General features: G+C 61.7%; 14 protein-coding genes. 11 read left to right on the top strand and 3 right to left on the bottom strand.

Going from position 1 to position 18388, the window contains the following annotated elements; genetic code table 11:
- Positions 1-56 precede the first annotated feature (56 nt).
- From ACQKEK_RS02595 to ACQKEK_RS02620, 6 genes are all read left to right on the top strand, one after another.
- A complete protein-coding gene (locus ACQKEK_RS02595; protein WP_392853257.1) occupies positions 57-1499 on the top strand; it encodes a hypothetical protein in 1443 nt (480 codons plus the stop codon).
- 9 nt (positions 1500-1508) lie between these two features.
- Complete coding sequence (locus tag ACQKEK_RS02600) at positions 1509-2597, top strand: exo-alpha-sialidase (protein ID WP_392853255.1); 1089 nt, start codon at positions 1509-1511, stop codon at positions 2595-2597.
- Between the two features lie 49 nt (positions 2598-2646).
- Entirely contained in the window at positions 2647-3126 is a 480-nt protein-coding gene (locus ACQKEK_RS02605) for a hypothetical protein (RefSeq protein ID WP_392853253.1), read from the top strand.
- Entirely contained in the window at positions 3123-3638 is a 516-nt protein-coding gene (locus ACQKEK_RS02610) for a lysis system i-spanin subunit Rz (protein ID WP_392853251.1), read from the top strand. The genes ACQKEK_RS02605 and ACQKEK_RS02610 overlap by 4 nt, the downstream gene beginning before the upstream one ends.
- A 199-nt stretch (positions 3639-3837) precedes the next feature.
- Positions 3838-4935 carry an efflux RND transporter periplasmic adaptor subunit gene (locus ACQKEK_RS02615; protein WP_499140933.1) on the top strand — a complete coding sequence of 366 codons (1098 nt, stop codon included), beginning with the start codon at positions 3838-3840 and terminating at the stop codon, positions 4933-4935.
- Between the two features lie 5 nt (positions 4936-4940).
- Positions 4941-8015 (top strand): efflux RND transporter permease subunit, encoded by a 3075-nt coding sequence (locus ACQKEK_RS02620; protein ID WP_499140934.1) that lies wholly within the window; start codon positions 4941-4943, stop codon positions 8013-8015.
- Between the two features lie 25 nt (positions 8016-8040).
- On the opposite strand, the gene ACQKEK_RS02625 is transcribed toward ACQKEK_RS02620, so the two are convergent.
- A complete protein-coding gene (locus tag ACQKEK_RS02625) occupies positions 8041-8601 on the bottom strand; it encodes a TetR/AcrR family transcriptional regulator (protein WP_241530558.1) in 561 nt (186 codons plus the stop codon).
- Positions 8602-8748: 147 nt separating this feature from the next.
- Between ACQKEK_RS02625 and ACQKEK_RS02630 the strand changes: the two genes are divergently transcribed.
- The 5 genes from ACQKEK_RS02630 to ACQKEK_RS02650 all read left to right on the top strand — a co-directional run bounded on the left by ACQKEK_RS02630 (position 8749) and on the right by ACQKEK_RS02650 (position 15241).
- The gene (locus ACQKEK_RS02630) at positions 8749-9348 is read left to right on the top strand and encodes a glutathione S-transferase family protein (protein ID WP_499140935.1); all 600 of its coding nucleotides are present in this window, start codon (positions 8749-8751) and stop codon (positions 9346-9348) included.
- Positions 9349-9361: 13 nt separating this feature from the next.
- Positions 9362-10291: a flavin-nucleotide-binding protein gene (locus ACQKEK_RS02635; RefSeq protein ID WP_499140936.1), complete on the top strand. Its 930-nt coding sequence runs from the start codon at positions 9362-9364 to the stop codon at positions 10289-10291.
- A gap of 3 nt (positions 10292-10294) precedes the next feature.
- Positions 10295-11044, top strand: a complete 750-nt coding sequence (locus ACQKEK_RS02640; protein ID WP_499140937.1) for an MBL fold metallo-hydrolase — start codon at positions 10295-10297, stop codon at positions 11042-11044.
- A 141-nt stretch (positions 11045-11185) separates the two neighbouring features.
- Positions 11186-14308 carry a transglycosylase domain-containing protein gene (locus ACQKEK_RS02645; RefSeq protein ID WP_499140938.1) on the top strand — a complete coding sequence of 1041 codons (3123 nt, stop codon included), beginning with the start codon at positions 11186-11188 and terminating at the stop codon, positions 14306-14308.
- 153 nt (positions 14309-14461) lie between these two features.
- Positions 14462-15241, top strand: coding sequence for a PhzF family phenazine biosynthesis protein (locus tag ACQKEK_RS02650; protein WP_499141335.1), 780 nt, complete (start codon positions 14462-14464; stop codon positions 15239-15241).
- 57 nt (positions 15242-15298) lie between these two features.
- On the opposite strand, the gene mapR is transcribed toward ACQKEK_RS02650, so the two are convergent.
- Both mapR and ccoG read right to left on the bottom strand, forming a co-directional pair.
- The gene (mapR, locus tag ACQKEK_RS02655; RefSeq protein WP_499141336.1) at positions 15299-16708 is read right to left on the bottom strand and encodes a GntR family transcriptional regulator MpaR; all 1410 of its coding nucleotides are present in this window, start codon (positions 16706-16708) and stop codon (positions 15299-15301) included.
- A gap of 69 nt (positions 16709-16777) precedes the next feature.
- Positions 16778-18187 carry a cytochrome c oxidase accessory protein CcoG gene (gene ccoG, locus ACQKEK_RS02660; protein ID WP_499140939.1) on the bottom strand — a complete coding sequence of 470 codons (1410 nt, stop codon included), beginning with the start codon at positions 18185-18187 and terminating at the stop codon, positions 16778-16780.
- Between the last annotated feature and the right edge of the window lie 201 nt (positions 18188-18388).

An 18388-nucleotide genomic window follows, 5' to 3' on the forward strand; every position in this document is an offset into this window, starting at 1 on the left:
ATACCGGACACGGCCCACACGGACGCCGTGCGATTTCGTTCGCCTGGAGTAAACGCATGACTTTCAATACCGGCAACAATGTCCCGTCGACCGATCCGCGAGACCTGTACGACAACGCGCAGAATTTCGACAAGCTTATCGTCGGGCCTGAGCCTTCCTACCTGGATCGGCTAGGCGTGCCGCGCAAAAGCTGGGCAGGGATGGAAGCTGATTTCACGGCGTTCCTGGCTGCTTCCGGTTTCGAATCGACGCACCTGATATACGTAGATGGGCAACTGCTTACTGTTGACCGCCCTACGCAGCTGATTGATTACGACGGCTCTGTCTATCGCGTAAAAATGCCGGCCAGTTTTCCTCTAGAGCTGTCCGGGGTGTGGGTTGATGATGCGCCGTTGTTGCTCGACGTCGGCGACGAGTCTTTGCGGTTAGCACTTGCAACCAATGAAGGCGCCGGCCTTATCGGCATGGACCTGGGCGGCACTTACGCAGACGGTACGCTCGGCAAAGCGATTCTCGACGCACTCTCAACCCCCAAAGAAAACGCCGCCTGGGCTGGTTTCTTCGCCTGCTGGCCGATGGGGCACGCGCTTACTGCCGGTACGACGGAACGTGTCCAGCTTCCGGCAGGCGTCACCCACGGGCGTGCTGGCTTTGCGGCCGGGACGACTATCACGCACGCGGACGGGCAAAAGGCTGCGGATGCTCTGCGTATACAGCGAAACGCCGGCGACACCGATACTTCAAACCATACCGTTTGCATCAACCTGACCGCCGAGGAGACGAAGCCTCTCCGCGGGAAGCGCTGCACAATGCACCTTTTCGCGCGCCGTGGTGCAGATTACTCCGGCGCTACGATTACATATCGGGTGCAGGGATCGGTCGAGCCGGAGCAGCCGATTCTATCGTCCGTGGGGAACTACACGAATGGGCACGAGGTGTTGGCGACTGCCGATGTATTGCCGGGCCTCAATCAACCGGACGTGCCGTACTCGCTGACCCTAGACGTGCCGTCCGACATGACGCAGCTAGCGATCGTGGTAGTGGTGCGCTTCACCGGCACGGCGGGCACGAGCGACTTCATTGAGCTTGAAGATGCGTGCATTTACCCGGGTCGCAGAGTTTACCCAGCAGCGCGCCCGGACTTCGCTGCGCTGCTGAACAAGGCGGCGACTCGGTATCAGGCCAGCTACCCCTATGGCGTGCCTGTTGGCTCGAATACCCATCAGGGCGCGGTGACCTCCATTGCAAATGGCGCCGCGGTGAACTGGGCAGTGCACGCTAATGTTCGCTTCGCTCCGCGCATGATCGCGCCGCCCCGCGTTCAGTTCCTGGCGCCAAGCTCCGGCATTCGTTCGCGCTGGCTGAATCCTGCGGCCAGCACTTTTCTCTCTGGCATCGCATTCGACGTTTCCGACTCTGGCGTATCGATCACAAACAACGCTGCGGCAGTGGACGGCACTCGCTACCTCTGCCAGTGGGCCGCCGACGTACTTTTTTAAGGAAGCATCATGCCTATTACCCTTGGCGTTACCCGCGAGTTCGAGTTCACTGCGAACGACCTTAGCAACAACAACTGCATCTTTCCGCGTGACCCGCGGAACTCGGTTTTCGTGCAGCTGACCGATTTCCGTACAAAGCGGGTTTCGGCGGCGCCTTCGCAATACTGCGCGTTCCCGTATATCGTGAAGCTGGGAAGCTCGCTTGTCGGCCTCTACAGCGACGGCCCTGCGCACGCATCGTCCGAGCGGCAGGTCATGATTCGCTCTGACGATGGCGGACTGACTTGGAGTAGCGTCACCTTTACCGAGAACGGGTCTGGCACCTACGACACCACGTTGCTTTCCGGCCTGTTGGCGTCCGGCGCATCTGTGGTGCTGAAAGTCTGGACGATCAAGAACAACTCCGGAACCCTGGCGGTGACCAGCGTCAGTACAGTCGAGAGCGGCGGTGTCACCTACGCGCTGTGGTCGCGCCCGATACCGTCACCGACCGGCACCGTCTTGTATCGTACCGGCTATGGGTCGAACGGCACTAACACGCAGACGGCTATGTTCCAGTCCTCTGACGGCGGGGTAACCTGGACTTTCAGGTCACTGATGTTCGCCACTGCCGGGCGCAACTACAGCGAGGCGGACATGGTCCGCACAACTGGCGACAACCTGGTCGCCGTAGTGCGTGAAGACCTCGGCGCAGGAAATCCGCTCTATTACATCACCAGCGCCAACAACGGAACATCGTGGAGTGCGCCGGTAGCGATCCCGACAACTACGGTAAACGGTCGCCAGCCAAACCTAATGAAGCTGTCGGACGGATCCTACATTCTGGCAGTAGGCGACCGCGCGGGTGTCAGTGGTTTCAGCGGATCGGGCGATCGTGTCGCTGGAGTCGATACTACAGGCATAACGATGGTTCGCTCGACCGACGCGCTGACTTGGGGGACTCGCACGAGCTTGGCGGGAATGTATTCCACCGATGGCGGCCAGCCTTTCGTCAGCGAGACGGATGCCGGCCGCATCTGCGCCGTCTTCTATCACCGTCGCGGCATCAACAAGCAGCCGGAGATCGGCTGCTCGATGGTCAACGTCGCAGCGCTCTGACGCCTAACAGCCCCGCCAGCCGGGGCTTTTTATTGCCCAAGGATTACCCATGACCCTCTCAGAACTACGGGAGCGAGCCATAGCGCCCGCTCTCGCGCTGCTGCCTGCGCGGATGAATAGTCAGCAGGCTGAGATTATGTTGCTGGCTATCACGCAGCAGGAAGACCCTGAGCAACGCCGGCGTCAGTGGCCGACCGGGCCGGCGCGCGGGCTACTGCAATTCGAACAAGGTGGCGGCGTGCGCGGCGTGCTGAATCACCCATCGAGCCGCGAACATGCCCGACGTGTGTGTGCTGCTCGAGGTGTTGCGCCGGAGCCTGCCGCTGTATGGGCTGCGCTCGAGCGTGACGACGTGCTTGCCTTCGTGTTCGGCCGGCTGCTGCTCTGGACTGATCCGAAGCCGCTGCCTGGCGAGCATGATGCTGCGGGCGGCTGGGATCTTTACGCTCGGACTTGGCGGCCTGGCCGGCCTCACCCTGAACGTTGGCCGGCACGATTCGCCGCAGCCGTGCGGGAGGTGATGGCATGATCGCCCTGCTCAAGCAGTACAAGCTGATCGCTCTAGCTGCCGCTTTTGCGGTTGCCTTTGGCGCTGGAATGGTCGTGCGGGGCTGGTGGGCGGCGGCGATCATTTCTGACCTGAATGCAGAACATGCAGCCTATCGAGAGGCTATCAGCCGCGAATATGCACAAAAGCTGGTGGTGCTGGCCGGTGAGCAAAAAGCCCTTCAGCAGCGCCTAAGCACCCTCGACCAACAACGATACGGAGAGCTGCGCCATGCACAGCAAGAAATTGATCGGCTGTCTGCTGCTGTGGCTGATGGCTCTCGCCGGCTGTCAGTCCGCGCCGCCTGTCCAGCTACTGGAGCCGACTTGCCCGGGAGTTCCGTCGCCGGCCGCCTGGATGATGGAGCCCAGCGAGCCGACATTCACGAAGAAGATGCTCGACGTATTGTCGCCATCACCGGAGACGCCGACGCCTGCGCTGTGAAACTGACCGCGCTGCAGGAGTGGGCGATGGAAGTAACGAAGGGGAATTAGGGTTGCCCGGACGGGCTGAGATGGTGTTGGTACTCGTACCACTTTCTGTACCAATCGAGGGTGGAATAGGGCGTTTATGGGGCTTCAGGCTGGTATTGCTTAACGGTGCAATGCCTCCTTCACACCCTATGGCACCCTGACTTACTATACCGCGCAGTATAAGTATTAGAACCCGCCTCGCGACAGAGAGAGATTCGACGTGTTCCGACATGCCTTGCCCTTCCTCGGTGTTTTTGGTTTCGTTTTGCTTGCCGGTTGCGGCAATGGTGAGCCTGAGCAACTCTCGACGCGGCCGGTGATGGTGGTTCAGCCACAGCCTGCCAGTGAGGCCTTTGAAAGCTATCCGGGCGAGGTGCATGCGCGCTACGAACCCGAACTGGCGTTTCGCATTGCAGGCAAGGTCACGGAGCGGATGGTCGAAGCCGGCGAGCGGGTGAGCAAGGACCAACCATTGGCTAAGCTCGATCCGCAGGATGTGCGACTGCAACTCGAGGGTATGCGTGCTCAGGTGGCGGCGGCGGAAGCCAACTTACGGGTCGCCCGCGCCGAGCATGAGCGCTACAAGACCTTGATGGATCGCCAACTGGTCAGTCGCTCGCAATTCGACTCTTCTGAAAACGCCTATCGCTCAGCACAGGCACGTCTGCAACAAGCCCGTGCGGAATTCGACGTGGCCAACAACCAGGTCGGCTACGCCATCCTGCGAGCGACGCACGAAGGCGTGGTTGCTCAGCGTCGGGTTGAGGTGGGGCAAGTAGTTGGCGCTGGTCAGACGGCGTTTGTCCTGGCTGCCGATGGCGAACGCGAGGTGGCCATTAACCTGCCGGAGCAGGCGCTGGAACGCTACTCTGTCGGCCAACCGGTGTCGGTGGAAATCTGGTCGCAGCCGGGCAAGACGTATGCCGGCCACATCCGCGAGCTATCGCCAGCTGCCGACGCCCAGTCCCGGACCTACTCAGCGCGCGTTGCCTTCGAGGATGCCGAGGTGCCTGCCGAACTTGGCCAGAGCGCGCTGGTGTCGATCCGCAGCAATGGCGAGGTGCCCTTGGCTGTGCCGCTTTCGGCAGTCACGGCCGAGCAGGGCAACGCTTACGTCTGGCGAGTCAGGGAGGACGCCACTCTTGAGCGCGTCGTCGTACAAACGGGGGCCTTCGGTGAATCCTCGGTGCCGATTCTCAAAGGCTTGCAGGCCGACGATTGGATTGTGTTGGCGGGTGTGCAGATGCTCCACGAGAACCAGGCGGTGAGGGCGGTCGATCGTGATAACCGTCCGGTCGTGCTGGCAGCGCAGGAGTAATCACGATGCGCTTCAATCTTTCCGCCTGGGCGCTGGGTAACCGGCAGATCGTTGTCTATCTTATGCTGTTGATGGCCGTGGTCGGGGCGCTCTCTTACAGCAAGCTCGGTCAGAGCGAGGACCCGCCCTTTACCTTCAAGGCGATGGTAATTCAGACCCAGTGGCCCGGCGCGACTGCCGAAGAAGTCTCGCAGCAGGTCACCGAGCGCATCGAAAAGAAGCTGATGGAAACGGGAGAGTACGAGCGCATCGTGTCCTTTTCACGTCCGGGCGAATCCAACGTGACGTTCATGGCGCGCGATTCCATGCACTCCGAGCAGATCCCTGACCTCTGGTATCAGATCCGCAAGAAGATCGGCGACATCCGCCACACCTTGCCCGCCGGTGTGCAGGGGCCATTCTTCAATGATGAATTCGGCACCACGTTCGGCAACATCTATGCGTTGACCGGCGAAGGCTTTGATTACGCCGTGCTCAAGGATTACGCCGATCGCATCCAGTTACAGCTGCAGCGTGTCGCAAACGTCGGCAAGGTCGAGCTGATCGGTCTACAGGACGAGAAGATTTGGATTGAGCTTTCCAACGTTAAGCTGGCCAATCTCGGCGTGCCGCTGGAGGCAGTCAAACAGGCGCTCGAAGCGCAGAACACCGTCATGTCGGCGGGATTCGTCGAGACACCCAGTGACCGTGTTCAGCTACGCGTCACCGGTAGCTTCGAGACGGTCAAGGAAATTCGCGACTTCCCCATCCGGGTCGCCGGCAGCACCTTCCGCATCGGTGATGTCGCCGAGGTCTATCGCGGTTTCAACGATCCGCCCGCGCCACGCATGCGCTACATGGGCGAACCGGCGATCGGCCTGGCGGTGTCGATGAAACCCGGAGGCGACATCCTCGTGCTCGGCGAGGCGCTGCAAGAGGCGTTCGCACGACTGCAGCAGGAATTGCCGGCGGGCATGCAGTTGCGCAAGGTCTCGGACCAGCCGGCGGCCGTGAAGACAGGTGTGGGCGAGTTCGTCCAGGTGCTGATCGAGGCCCTGGTGATCGTGCTGCTGGTGAGCTTCTTCTCGCTGGGTGTCCGTACGGGGCTGGTGGTCGCGCTGTCGATCCCACTGGTATTGGCCATGACCTTCGCGGCCATGCATTACCTGGACATCGGTCTGCACAAGATTTCCCTGGGTGCGCTGGTGCTGGCGTTGGGACTCATGGTGGACGACGCGATCATCGCCGTGGAAATGATGGCGATCAAAATGGAGCAGGGCTTCGACCGACTCAAGGCTGCGAGTTACGCCTGGACCAGCACGGCCTTTCCGATGCTCACCGGTACGCTGATCACCGCAGCGGGCTTTCTACCGATCGCCACCGCACAGTCCAGTACGGGCGAATACACCCGCTCGATCTTCCAGGTGGTGACCATCGCCCTGATCGCCTCCTGGATCGCCGCGGTAGTGTTCGTGCCCTTGTTGGGCGAGAAGCTGCTACCCGATCTGGCCAAGCGTCATGCGCAAAAGCATGGCGGCAGCGAACAGGGGCACGACCCGTATTCGACGCCGTTCTACCAGCGCGTGCGGCGCGTGATCCATTGGTGCGTGCAGCGGCGCAAGACGGTCATCATCCTGACCTTGTTGGCGTTCGTTGGCGCGATCGGCTTGTTTCGTATCGTGCCGCAACAGTTCTTTCCCGCCTCCGGTCGTCTGGAGCTGATGGTCGATCTGAAGCTCGCTGAAGGTGCGTCGCTCAAGGCCACCGAAGCCGAGGTCCATCGCCTTGAGGAGATGCTCAAGGACCGCGCCGGCATCGACAATTATGTGGCCTATGTCGGCAGCGGGTCGCCGCGCTTTTACCTGCCGCTGGATCAGCAGTTGCCGGCCACCAGCTTCGCTCAGATCGTGGTATTGGCCGACAGTATCGAGCAGCGTGAGGCGTTACGTAGCTGGCTGATCGAGCGATTGCGGGAAGATTTCCCGACCTTGCGCGGCCGCGTCAGTCGCCTGGAAAACGGTCCGCCCGTGGGCTATCCGGTGCAGTTCCGGGTCACTGGTGAGCATATCGATGTGGTGCGCAAGCTGGCACGTCAGGTCGCGGCCAAGGTGCGCGAGAACCCCTATGTGGCTAACGTCCATCTCGACTGGCAGGAGCCGAGCAAGGTGGTCTGGCTGAACGTGGATCAGGATCGTGCCCGTGCGTTGGGCGTCAGTACGGTTGAACTGTCGAACTTCCTCAAGCGCACCTTCACCGGCACCACGGCGAGCCAGTTCCGGGAAGATAACGAGCTGATCGAGATCCTGATCCGTGGCACCGCACGCGAACGCGAAACCCTGTCGATGTTGCCCAGTCTGGCGATTCCCACGGCCAGCGGCCGCAGTGTGCCTTTGTCGCAGGTCGCAACCCTGGAATACGGCTTCGAAGAGGGCGTGATCTGGCATCGCAATCGGATGCCGACGGTAACGGTGCGTGCCGACATCTATGGCGATCAGCAGCCGGCCTCGCTGGTGCAACAGATCGAGCCGACCCTGAGTGAGGTACGCGAGGCGCTGCCCAGCGGTTACCTGCTGGAAGTCGGCGGTACCGTCGAGGACTCCAGTCGCGGCCAGGCCTCGGTGAATGCCGGAATGCCGCTGTTCATCATTGTTGTGGTGAGCCTGCTGATGCTGCAGCTGAAAAGCTTCTCACGTTCGGCGATGGTGTTCCTGACCGCACCGCTGGGGCTGATTGGCGTAGCACTGTTCCTATTGTTGTTCGGCAAGCCGTTCGGTTTCGTAGCGATGCTCGGCACCATCGCTCTGTCCGGCATGATCATGCGCAACTCGGTGATTTTGGTGGACCAGATCGAGCAGGACATTGGCGCGGGGCAGGATCGTTTCAATGCCATCATCGATGCCACGGTGCGGCGCTTCCGGCCCATCGTGCTGACAGCGCTGGCGTCGGTGTTGGCGATGATACCGCTGTCACGCAGTGTGTTCTTCGGACCGATGGCGGTGGCGATCATGGGCGGGTTAATCGTCGCGACTGCGCTGACATTGCTGTTTTTGCCAGCGCTTTACGCCGCCTGGTTCCGGGTCAAGGAAGCGCCTCAAAGCTGAGTCCTGAATGGGAGTCGGCGTCCGCTTAGACGCCGGCGGCCTGCAGCAGCTGCTCCGCTGAGGCCTTGGCCAGCAGCGCCTGGTCATCCGGGCCTTCGATGTGCGCCATGCTCAGTGCGCCTTCGATAAGAAATTGCAACTGGCGTGCAAGCTGCTGAGGCAGCGGTGCATCGAGTGCTTCCAGCAGCTCGCGCAGATGGTGCTGAAATTGCGCCTTGTATCCCGCTGCGCGCTGATGGATCGGGTGTTCTCGATCCAGATATTCGGCCGCTGCGTTGATGAACAGACAGCCACAGAACGCGGTTGGGCTGTGAATCATGTTGTTCAGTCCATCGAAAACGCTCAGCAGCGCCTTGCGCGGCGGCAACGCGCTGCGCGCCTCTCGCAAACGCTCGAGCATCGGCAGCTGGCGCGCTTCCAGCACCGCCAGGATCAGTTCGTCCTTCGACTTGAAGTGCTTATACAGGGTCATCTTGGCCACGCCCGATTCGCTGAGAATCCGATCGATACCGGTAGCGTGGTAGCCCTCTGTGTAGAACAGCCGCTCCGCAGTGGCGAGCAGCAGGTCGCGCTTGTTGGTTGCCATGTAGGTCTCCTCGGCCGGCCATTATGCGGGAGCGAAACTGTTCCCTCCAATTGTCCGCTGACCCATACATTGCGCTTGCAGTGTACAGACAGGTCTGTCTATTATCCAGTCGTGCCTGATTCAGGCCCATCCTCAAGGAGCGACACGATGAAACTCTACGACATGACCCTGTCCGGCAATTGCTACAAGGTTCGCCTGTTTCTTGGTTTGATCGGCCAAACGGCTGAACGGGTGCCGGTGGATGTGCTCAAGGGTGAGCACCGGCAGTCAGCGTTCCTGGCGACCAACCCAAGCGGGCAGGTGCCGGTACTTGAGGACGGCGAGTTCCGCGTGATCGACTCTCAGGCCATCCTCGTTTATCTGGCGCGGCGATATGCCGATGAAGCCTGGTTCCCGCAGGATGCGTTGGCTCAGGCGCGCATCGTCGGCTGGCTGAGCTTCGCGGCCAACGAGATGCACCATGGCCCAGCCACTGCCCGTGCGGGGCGTCTGTTCGGCAGGCCAATCGACGAAGCATTAGCCGCAAACCGTGCCGTGGCCGCCATAAGCCTGCTTGAACAACAGCTTGCGCAGCACGCTTGGCTCGCTGAAACGGCCGGCCCGAGCATCGCTGACATCGCGATATACCCCTATGCGGCGCTGGCCGGGGAGGGCGGTCTCGATCTCGCACCGTTTGCCGCAGTTAGGGCGTGGTGCTCACGTATTCGCCAGCTGCCGGGTTACGTCGGCATGCCCGGTCTGGAGTAAGGAGGCAAGCGCCATGGCCAGTCCTTTCCATGCCGGCGAACAGTGGGTACAGAGCCGTGTCGGCGTGCGCGAAAAAGCCGAGCAGATCGGCAGTCGAATGATCCACTCGGTCATGCCGGAACAGCACCGGGAGTTCTTCGCACAGCTGCCAGCATTACTGGTCGCTGCATCAGACAGCGAAGGGCAACCCTATGCTTCGGTGCTCTGTGGCGAACCCGGGTTTGCCTGGTCGCCGGACCCGGGCTTGTTGTGTGTCGAGGCCAGCATGCAGGCGGATGATCCGATTGCACCATTGCTGCAACCGCACAGCCCCGTTGGCTTGTTGGGATTGGACTGGCCGACGCGCCGTCGAAACAGGTTGAACGGACGAATCCTCCAACGCGATGCGCAAGGCTTCAGCGTGGCCGTGGCGCAGGCATTCGGCAATTGCCCGAAGTACATCCAGGCGCGACAGTGGCATACGGCTCCGCGCCAGCCGGGGCAGACGCTCGAAGGACATGGATTGGCCAACGAATGGCTGGGCCTGGTCAGGCAGGCGGACACCCTGTTTATCGCCAGCGACAGCCGGGACCCGGAGGGCGGCGGTGCAGACGTCTCACACCGTGGCGGGCCGCAGGGCTTCGTCGAGCTCGGTCGGGACGGCCGACTCTGGATGCCGGATTACAGTGGAAATCGGCTGTTCAACACGCTTGGCAATCTGGTCCGTGAACCCCGCTGCGGTCTGCTGTTCATCGATTTCGCCACTGGAGATCTGCTCCAGCTACAGGCCCGGGCAGAAGTAGTCTGGCCCGAGCAGTACGCAGCGCTGGGTGTTTCGGCTCTGCCTGGCGCCGAACGCCTGCTCGCGCTGGAGCCCGGTCACTGGACACTGCGGCGCTCACGTCTGCCGCTGGCATTTGCTGGGCATGACAGTTCGCCGTTTCTGCCTGGAACGGGAGTTTGAGCCATGCGTGTCCTGAAGAGTCTGGCTGTGTTGTTGATACTTTTCTCCGGCGCTTTATCGGCTGCGGAGTTGCGCTTCAGCCTCGTCCAAACCGGGCGGACTATTTCCAGCGGTGAATATGCCTGGCGTGACGGTGGTTCGCTGCCGTCAGCCGAGTTCAATCATGTCGCCGTGCTGATCGAACACAGGGGTAGCCGCCTGTTGTTCGGTACGGGTCTCGGACGGCAAATCGACGCTCAGCTGAACGGCGTAATCCCCTGGCGCGCGAAACGCTACAGCGCAGTGCAGCCGGCGCGAGACCAGTTCGATGGGGATGGCTTCGCCATCGACCGGGTGGTGCTGGGCTGCGCGCGCTGGAATCATGCCTCTGGCCTGGTGGATTTTGCCGAACTCCCGGTGCTCGCAAGTCCGGAGAGCATTCGCTACGCGCAAAGTGCCACACCGCCCGCGGTCATACCGGGGCAGTTTTCTCACGGGGTCAGGTGGCAGCCACTTCGCCTGGAACGCCGCGCTGTTTACGGGTTCGGGGAGAGTCTCGATCTGTTTGGCGACGAACGGCTAGTGCTGGTGAAGCTGGCCGGTCATGGTGCCTTGGGCCTGTTTCTCACTCTCGATGATGGTCGACGTTTCTTCTTTCGAGGGGATGCCCTGAGCTCCGAAAGCCGCGCGGAGGCGCTGCCCGCCGAGGTCTACCGATTGCAGGATGTCCGGCTGCAGGCTCGCCTCGGTTTCTATCCCCGTTGGGTCGAGTGATTGCGCCATTGAACTAGCCCTGAAATTCGTTCGCAGACCGCCGTTTTGAGCCCTTCCGTTCGTCTGTTCGAGCACGTCGAGCGATGCCTCGACAGCTAAGCTTAAGCCTGTATTTTTCTATCAGAAGCCAGGCCGGAAACGATGGGCGCAGTATGGCGAAACGACACATCTCGGGCAGAGGGCAGCAAGCGCGCGCCATCTGCTGACAAGCCTGGGCGAACACGTACGCACGGCAGCCGTCTGGCGCGCCGCATGGGTGTGTTCCTGGGCGTTTCATTGCTTGCCGGGGGCGGTTATGCCGCCTGGCATGAGATGCACACCTCGAAACTGCAGGCGCTGTGGCTTAACCGTTACGCCGAGAATCTGGACTACCAGCTCGAGCCCGGTGCGAGCCGTAGTATCAAATTTCCCGAGGCAGGACCATTCGACCGCCGTCTGGGCTATGCGGCCTTGCCGACGTTCCTGGAACGGCTGACCCAACGGGGGTTCAGCGTGCAGCAGCAGGTGAGTTTTTCGCCGGCGTTGCTGCGCTACGTGAACCGCGGCTTCTTCGTACCGTATCCGGAGAAATCCCAGGCAGGACTGACCATCGACGATTGTCGAGGCGAGCCCCTGTATGCCAACAGTTATCCGCACCAATACTACGAGACCTTCGATGACGTACCGCCGGTCATCGCGATGAGCCTGCTGTTCATCGAGGATCGCGGACTGCTCGACGCCGGCCGCCCACGAGCCAACCCCGCGGTGGATTGGCCACGTTTCACCATGGCGGCGGTCAGCCAGGTCGAGAAGAAGCTCGGCCTGCCGGTCCAGGCGGCTGGCGGCAGTACCTTGGCAACGCAGGTGGAGAAATACCGTCATTCGCCAGAAGGGCGCACTGGCAATGCTGAGGAAAAGATTCGGCAGATGATTTCTGCCAGCGTCCGTACCTACCGCGAAGGCCAGCAGACCATGGTCACCCGGCAGCGCATCGTGCGTGACTACCTCAACAGCGTGCCGCTCTCGGCCGCCTACGGTCACGGCGAGGTGCACGGCATCGCCGACGGTCTGCGCCTCTGGTACGGCGCCGATTTTGCCGAGGTCAACCGGGTGCTCGATGCTCGCCGTAACGCGGGCGTTAGCTATGAAACGCAGGGGCTGGCGCTGCGTCAGGTGCTCTCGCTGCTGATCGCTCAGCGGCGCCCGTCGTATTACCTCGGGGCAGGGCGCGACGACATGGCGGAACTCACCGACAGTCATATCCGCCTGTTGGCCAACGGCGGCGTCATCAATACACGGCTGCGTAATGCCGCCTTGCAGCAGAAGGTTGTGTTCCGGGACCTGCGCCTCGAGCCGGGTATCCGAGAGGTGCCTTCCAGCAAAGGCATCACGGCGGCTCGGATGCGCCTCAGCAACCTGCTGGGTGTTTCGTTGTATGAACTCGATCGTCTCGATCTGGCCGCGACCACGCCGCTGCACGGTGAACTGCAGGGGCAGATCAGCAACTACCTGCATCGACTGGCCGATCCGGCGTTCGCGGGCGAGGCTGGTTTGTTCGGCGAGCGCATGTTGTCACCTGAGCGTACCGGCGACGTGCGCTACAGCTTCACACTGTTCGAGCGCGGCGAGCAGGGCTTTCGCGTGCGGGTGCAGACCGATAACACCAACCAGCCGTTCGATATCAACGAGGGCAGCAAGCTGGAGCTGGGCTCGACCGCGAAGCTGCGGGTACTGACGACTTATCTCGAGGTTGTTGCCGAGCTGCACGAGCGCTACGCGACGAGCGATGCCGCCACCTTGCGCAAGGCCGAGGCGCTGGATCCGCTGACCCGCTGGGCCCTGGCGTATCTTATTCAGCATGAGGATCGCAACTTGCCGGCGATGCTTGATGCCGCGCTGGAACGGCGCTACTCGGCCAGCCCGACCGAGCGCTTCTTCACGGGCGCCGGTATGCACCGGTTCGGCAACTTCCGTCATCAGGACGATGGCCGCCTGCCGACCATGCGTGAAGCCCTGCAGGAGTCGATCAACCTGCCGTTCGTTCGGTTGATGCGTGATCTGGTGAGCTACAGCACCTATCAGACTTCCAACGGCGCCGAGTTGCTCAGAACTGACGACAATCCCGAGCGGCGGGAATACCTGCAGCGCTTTGCTGACCGTGAGGGCTCGGTGTTTCTCCAGCGCTTCTGGCGCAAGTACCGCGACAAGAGTGCAGACGAACGCATCGAAGCACTGCTGGACGGCATGCGGCCAACCCCATCGAGGCTGGCTGCGGTGCATCGTTATCTGATGCCCGAGGCAGATCGCGTAGCGTTCGAGCGATTCCTCAAGGCCCGACTGCCGACTGCGGACCTCACCGACAAGGCGCTCGACTCGCTGTACGAGCGCTATGCGCCGGGGTCGTACAGCTTGCCGGATCAAGGCTACATAGCCCGGGTCCATCCGCTGGATCTATGGCTGCTGGGTTATCTGATCAAGCATCCCGAGGCGGGTATTACCGAAGTGATCGCGGCCAGTAGCGCCGAGCGCCAGGAAGTGTATGGCTGGCTGTTCCGCAGTCGCCACAAGAGCGCACGGGACAGCCGCATCCGCATCATTCTGGAAGTCGAGGCGTTCACTGATATCCATCGCCGTTGGCAGCGTCTGGGCTATCCATTCGACCATCTGGTGCCGTCGCTGGCCACCGCGCTGGGCAGTTCAGGTGATCGTCCGGCGGCGCTGGCCGAGTTGATGGGCATCATCGTCAACGACGGCGTGCGGCTGCCGAGCGTGCGCATCGACAGCCTGCATTTCGCCAGTGACACGCCGTACGAGACTCGCCTCGGCATCCAGCCGGATGTGGGTGTGCGGGTGCTGCCGAGTGAGGTTGCGACGGCTTTGCGCGAAGCGCTTGCAACGGTGGTCGAGGGGGGCACGGCGCGGCGCCTGCGTGGCAGCTTTGTGCAGGCTGACGGTGAAGCCCTGCGTGTTGGTGGCAAGACCGGAACGGGTGACAACCGGATCCAGACCGTTGGGGCCGGCGGCCGGCTGATCAGCTCGCTGGCTCTGAATCGCACCGCAACCTTCGTGTTCTACCTCGGGCCGAACCACTTCGGCACGCTGACCGCCTATGTTCCAGGGCGCGGCGCGGACAGCTTCCGCTTTACCTCGGCGCTGCCGGTGCAGGTGCTCAAAGGCATGGCGCCGATCCTGCAGCCGTACCTGCAACCCGGCGCGCAGACGCAATGCCAGCCAGTTGGTGCGCCACTGGAGCCGACGCTGACGGCGAGCACCAAGAAGTCCTGACGATAGCGAGTCGAGCGGTCGGGGATACCAGACCGCTCTGATCTCTTCTCGCAGATGGCCTTTGCCGAAGACTCCGCGCTCGGCGACACTCATCCTTTTCGCGGGCCCAATCGGGGGCTTGCATGGGATTGAGGGACGACGATGAAACTGCCGATCTATCAGGTCGATGCATTTACTCATGAGCTGTTCAAAGGCAACTCCGCTGCGGTCGTGCCGCTTCAGCAATGGCTGAGTGACGCGCAGATGCAGGCCATTGCCGTGGAAAACAATCTGTCAGAAACCGCCTTTCTCGTGCGTGAGCCTGATGGGGCTTTTCACATTCGCTGGTTCTCACCGATCACCGAAATCGATTTCTGCGGGCACGCCACCTTGGCCAGTGCTTTCGTTCTATTGGGGCAGAAGCTGGCGACGGCTCCGCTGGTCTTCCGTGCGGCCGCGGTCGGTGATATCAGCGTCGCTCAGTTGGACGATGGCTTGCTGGAGATGAGCTTTCCCAACCGTGCCCCGGAACCCGTCGAAAACCCGCCGGTCGAGCTGTTCAATGGCCTTCGTGCCTTGCCGCAGACGGTGTTGAAAAGCAGCCAGGCCTGGTTTGCCGTGTACGAAGATGAAGATCAGGTGCGACAGCTATCACCCGATCTCGCGCTGCTCAAGTCACTGGCGCCACTGGATGTCGTGGCGACCGCGCCGGGACGTCAGCAGGATTTCGTCTCGCGCTATTTCTGGCCGGCCAATGGCGGCGACGAGGACCCGGTCACCGGCTCCATCCATGCAGGCCTTGCTCCTTACTGGAGCGAACGGCTGGGCAAGACGCAGTTGCTGGCGCTGCAGGCCTCGCGCCGCAGCGGTTTGCTGCACTGCCGGGTCGAAGGCGAGCGGGTTTTTGTCGCCGGGCATGCGGTGTTGTATCTGAAAGGCACGATTGAGGTGTAGTTCCCGGTTGTGAAACAGGCGCGCTCGCGTCATGCAGCGCCGCTATTGAACCGGGCGCTAGAACGACTTCACGATCCGCCCGAGCAGCTCCATCGCGTCCTCGCTGCGCTTGTCCCAAGGATGGCCGTAGTTCAGGCGTGCGCAATTGCGAAAGCGCCGGGTGGCTGAAAAGATCGGGCCTGGAGCGAGACTGATGCCCTGCGCGAGCGCCAGCTGCAACAATTGCAGCGAATCGACTCCCTCGGGAAATTCGAACCAGAGGAAGTAGCCGCCGCTGGGCCGCGTTACCCGGGTGCTGGCAGGGAAGTGACGCGCGGCGGAGGCAAACATTTCGCCCTGCTGACGTTCCAGTGCATGACGCAGTTTACGTAAATGGCGGTCGTAGCCGCCATGTTGCAGATAATCAGCGATAGCCGCTTGGGCCGGCACCGAGGGAGAAATCGTCGTCATCAGCTTGAGGCGGCTGATCTGTTCGGCATAGCGCCCGCCCGCCACCCAGCCGATCCGGTAACCCGGCGCCAGGCTTTTGGAAAAAGACCCGCAATGCATTACCCATCCGTCACGGTCGTGGCTCTTGACCGGTTTCGGCGGCTCCTGGTTGAAGTACAGCTCGGCGTAGACGTCGTCTTCGATCAGCGGGACCTGATGGCGCTGCAGCAGCGCATAGAGTTTCTCTTTGTTTGCCTCGCACATGCTCGCACCGAGCGGATTCTGCAGGCTGCTCATGAACCAGCAGGCCTTGATTGGCAGGCTGCCCAGGCGGCTTTCCAGGGTGCCCAGGTCGATTCCGTCACGCGGATGCACCGGGATTTCCACAGCTTTAAGTTTGAGCCGCTCCAGCACCTGCAAGGTGGCGTAGAACGCGGGCGCTTCGATGGCGACCAGATCCCCCGGTTCGGTGACCACCTGTAAGCAGAGGTTCAACGCTTCCATCGCGCCAGTGGTGATTACCAGTTCGTCCAACGGCAGCATGACTCCGCTGACCATATAGCGCAGGGCGATTTGCCGGCGAAGGTCAGGGTGACCGGTAGTCATCTCGGCGATCACCTCACGCCCCGGCATCTCGCGCACGGTGTGTGCCATGGAGCGGGCCAGGCGTTGCAGGGGAAACAGGTCGGGACTGGGGAAGGCGGAACCGAACGGAACGGTGTCCGGATCGCGCAGCGAGGCGAGCACCGAGAACACCAGTTCACTAACGTCGACATCGGTGGTTTCGCTCAGTCGTGGGCTGATCTCAGGCTCGGGAAGCAGGCGTCTGGCGTGCTCGCGAACAAAATAGCCCGAGCGCGGCCGGGCCTGAATCAATCCGCGATCCTCTAGCAGGTAGTACGCCTGGAACACGGTGGAGGGACTAACGCCGTAGGTGCGACTGGCATGGCGCACGGACGGCACCTTTTCGCCCGGCGCCAGCACGCCGGAGCGGATCAGTTCGGCAATTTCGTCAGCGAATTTCTCGTAGCGCTTCATCTGCTTCAGCTTCAGCAAGGGGCAATATCGGTCAGCCGCGTGAGCGGGCGCATGCGAACTGCCACCATCCTATCGAACGCTTGGTGCAATGAAGCTACTCGGAGCCGTTACCTGGCGTGTCGGGTCGCTCGCGTCAGTGACCGAGAAGTGCAGCTTCTCGTGCGCGTTCACATTGTCGTCAACGAGCGCCACGCTGACCGGGATATCGACGATCTCGCCTGCGGCGAGACTGATCTGGTGCGGGCCGTGCAGCTCGTAGGGGCCTTCGCCCAGGGTGATCAGATAGTCGTGCGGCTGCTGGGTTTTATTGATCACCTTCAAGCTGTACATGTTTTCGATCTGGCCCTCGATATTTTCTCGGTAGAGGGTGCGATCCTTGGTTACATCCAGGGATAACGTCGGTCGCGCTTCCAACGCCCAGACGAAGGCGCCGATCATAATCACCAGCGCTCCAGCATAGCCGATCAGGCGCGGTCGCAGCAGCGTAGTTTGGCCGCCTTCAAGCGCACGTTCGGAGGTATATCGGACCAGCCCTCGGGCGTAGCCCATCTTGTCCATGACGCTGTCGCAGGCGTCGATACAGGCACCGCAGCTCAGGCAATCGAGTTGCAGGCCGTCGCGGATATCGATACCGGTGGGGCAGACCTGCACGCACAGTGTGCAGTCGATGCAGTCGCCAAGGCCTTCGGCCTTTGGGTTGGCGTCTTTGCGCCGCGCGCCTCGTTGTTCACCCCGGGCGGCATCGTAGGACGCCACCAGCGTGTCGGCATCGAACATCACACTCTGGAAGCGCGAATAGGGGCACATGTGCACGCACACCTGTTCACGCAGCCAGCCGGCGTTGATGTAGGTCGCGGCGGTGAAGAAGAACAGCCAGAACGCGGCGGTTCCGCCCAGCTGCAGGCTGTACAGATCGATGACCAGTTCACGGACCGGGGTGAAGTAGCCGACGAAGGCAATCGCCGTGGCCAGGCTTACGGCAAGCCAGACGGCGTGCTTGGCAGTGCGTCGTAGCAGCTTGCTGAATGACAGCGGGGCGGCGTCCAGTTTAATTCGCTGGCTGCGATCACCCTCGGTGACTTTCTCAGCCCACATGAACACCCAGGTCCAGGTGCTTTGTGGGCAGGCGTAGCCGCACCAGACTCGACCCGCGAGCACAGTGATGAAGAACAAGCCGAAGGCGGCGATGATCAGCAACGCCGATAACAGGATGAAATCCTGCGGCCAGAATGTCGCCCCGAAGATATGGAACTGTTGTTTGTTCAAATCCCATAGCACCGCCTGGCGTCCGCCCCAGGTCAGCCACTGGGTGCCGAAATAGAGCAGAAACAATAGTCCGCCGCCGACTAGGCGCAGATTGCGGAACAGGCCGGCAAAACTGCGGGTGTGAATCGGCCCGCCCGCCTGTGCCGGGGTCAGGCGTATCGGCTTGCGTGGATCAACGGTGTCGATGATTGTTGCGCGGATGCGTTCGGTCATTGGGGTGCCCCTGTCAGGCTATATCAGGCGGCGCCGATGATCTGATCAGGGTGTTTCGCATAACAGGCTCAGGTACTGCTGAAAAATACGCATCAGATGGTCGCTGCGCTGGTTTGGATCTGCATCCGACGGGCCATCCAAGGCGTGCGCCCTCGTAGCGTAGGGGTTTGGCGACGACCTCGGTAATGTGGTCGCTGCACC

The organism is Pseudomonas sp. NPDC077408 (assembly GCF_050269105.1).
Classification (GTDB): domain Bacteria; phylum Pseudomonadota; class Gammaproteobacteria; order Pseudomonadales; family Pseudomonadaceae; genus Stutzerimonas.

Bases quoted from the DNA above. Each gene is read 5' to 3' on its own strand.
- ACQKEK_RS02595 (WP_392853257.1), top strand. From the start codon at position 57: ATGACTTTCAATACCGGCAACAATGTCCCGTCGACCGATCCGCGAGAC.
- ACQKEK_RS02620 (WP_499140934.1), top strand. From the start codon at position 4,941: ATGCGCTTCAATCTTTCCGCCTGGGCGCTGGGTAACCGGCAGATCGTT.
- ACQKEK_RS02630 (WP_499140935.1), top strand. From the start codon at position 8,749: ATGAAACTCTACGACATGACCCTGTCCGGCAATTGCTACAAGGTTCGC.
- ACQKEK_RS02605 (WP_392853253.1), top strand. From the start codon at position 2,647: ATGACCCTCTCAGAACTACGGGAGCGAGCCATAGCGCCCGCTCTCGCG.
- ccoG (WP_499140939.1), bottom strand. From the start codon at position 18,187: ATGACCGAACGCATCCGCGCAACAATCATCGACACCGTTGATCCACGC.
- ACQKEK_RS02610 (WP_392853251.1), top strand. From the start codon at position 3,123: ATGATCGCCCTGCTCAAGCAGTACAAGCTGATCGCTCTAGCTGCCGCT.
- ACQKEK_RS02600 (WP_392853255.1), top strand. From the start codon at position 1,509: ATGCCTATTACCCTTGGCGTTACCCGCGAGTTCGAGTTCACTGCGAAC.
- ACQKEK_RS02625 (WP_241530558.1), bottom strand. From the start codon at position 8,601: ATGGCAACCAACAAGCGCGACCTGCTGCTCGCCACTGCGGAGCGGCTG.
- ACQKEK_RS02635 (WP_499140936.1), top strand. From the start codon at position 9,362: ATGGCCAGTCCTTTCCATGCCGGCGAACAGTGGGTACAGAGCCGTGTC.
- mapR (WP_499141336.1), bottom strand. From the start codon at position 16,708: ATGAAGCGCTACGAGAAATTCGCTGACGAAATTGCCGAACTGATCCGC.
- ACQKEK_RS02640 (WP_499140937.1), top strand. From the start codon at position 10,295: ATGCGTGTCCTGAAGAGTCTGGCTGTGTTGTTGATACTTTTCTCCGGC.
- ACQKEK_RS02645 (WP_499140938.1), top strand. From the start codon at position 11,186: ATGGGCGCAGTATGGCGAAACGACACATCTCGGGCAGAGGGCAGCAAG.